The following is a 1517-nucleotide window of genomic DNA, read 5'->3' as shown; positions in this document are numbered from 1 at the left end:
GTCAGCAGGGTCTCCAGCAGCCGCGACTTGAACTGGAAGTCGATGTCGAACTCCACGCGCGTGCAGCCGTGGCCCGCGTCGAGGAAGCGCCAGCGGTTCTCCAGCCTCTTGAACGGCCCCGAGATCAGGGTGACGTCGATCTGGCGGTTGGCGGCGTCGCGGCGCACGCGGGTGGCGAAGCGCTCCTTCAGGAAGGAGAAGCCCACCTTCGCCTCGGCGTCCACCGCCTCCACGGCCCCGCCCAGGCTGCGGGCGTTCCAGGTCCGCATGGCGGTGATCCACGGCACGAAGTCCGGATAGCGGTCGACGTCGCCGACCAGGGCGAACAGCTGGTCCGGCGTGTAGGGCAGGAGCTTGGAGACGTGGTGCCGCAAGGCGCTCAGGCCGCCGCTTCCCGGGCGCGCCTCGCCGCCTGCAGGCGGGCGAAGTCCTCGCCGGCGTGGTGGGACGAGCGCGTCAGCGGGCTCGACGAGACCATCAGGAACCCCTTGGCCCGGGCGATCTCCTCCAGCGCCCGGAACTCGTCCGGATGCACGAAGCGGTCGATGGCCGCGTGCTTGCGCGTCGGCTGCAGGTACTGGCCGATGGTGATGAAGTCGACGCCGGCCGAGCGCATGTCGTCCATGACCTGCATGACCTCCTCCTTCGTCTCCCCCAGGCCCACCATAACGCCCGACTTGGTGAACTGGGTCGGGTCCCGCTCCTTCACCCGCTCCAGCAGGCGCAGCGAATGGTAGTAGCGCGCGCCCGGCCGGATCGAGAGATAGAGCCGCGGCACGGTCTCCAGGTTGTGGTTGAAGACGTCGGGCCTGGCGTCGATCACCAGCTCCGCCGCGCTCGTGGGCTTCCTCAGGAAGTCCGGCGTCAGGATCTCGATGGTCGTCGTGGGCGAGGCCGCGCGGATCGCCCGCACCACGGCGGCGAAGTGGGCCGCCCCGCCGTCGGCCAGGTCATCGCGGTCCACCGAGGTGATGACCACGTGCGCCAGCCCCATCTTGGCCACGGCGTCGCCGACGCGCGCCGGCTCGGTCGGGTCCAGCGGGTTCGGCCTGCCGGTGGCGACGTTGCAGAAGGCGCAGGCCCGCGTGCAGATCTCGCCCATGATCATCATGGTGGCGTGGTTCTTCGACCAGCACTCGCCGATGTTCGGGCAGGCGGCCTCCTCGCAGACGGTGGAGAGCCCGTGGCCCTTCACGATGTCGCGGGTGGCGTTGTACTCGGACGAGCCCGGCGCGCGCACGCGCAGCCACTCCGGCTTTCGCAGGATCGGCGTGTCCGGGCGGTTCTGCTTCTCGGGGTGACGCGGGCGCTTGTCGCCCAGGGTGTCGATGACCACGGCCATGGGCCCTAGATCGGCCGTTAGGCCCGTCGGATCAAGCTGCGATCATGTCTCGGGAGGCCCGTATTGCCGTCGCGGCGGCTAGCCGCCACGCTGCGGGTCCCGAACGGAGTTCCCCATGCGCCTCGTCCTCGCCGCCATCCTGTCGCTCGCCGCCCTCCCCGCCGCCGCCCAGACC

2 protein-coding genes are annotated in these 1517 nt (G+C 70.4%); both read right to left on the bottom strand.

Going from position 1 to position 1517, the window contains the following annotated elements; translation table 11 throughout:
* Positions 1–374: type II toxin-antitoxin system RatA family toxin (locus V7Z97_RS20430; RefSeq protein WP_334165467.1), on the bottom strand; the 374-nt coding region annotated here is incomplete at its 3' end.
* A 5-nt stretch (positions 375–379) separates the two neighbouring features.
* Positions 380–1342, bottom strand: a complete 963-nt coding sequence (gene lipA / locus V7Z97_RS20425; RefSeq protein ID WP_334165466.1) for a lipoyl synthase — start codon at positions 1340–1342, stop codon at positions 380–382.
* Between the last annotated feature and the right edge of the window lie 175 nt (positions 1343–1517).

Origin of the sequence: Phenylobacterium sp. (genome assembly GCF_036821595.1) — a bacterium.
GTDB lineage: Bacteria > Pseudomonadota > Alphaproteobacteria > Caulobacterales > Caulobacteraceae > Phenylobacterium.
This window is presented reverse-complemented; position numbering and strand designations above follow the sequence as displayed.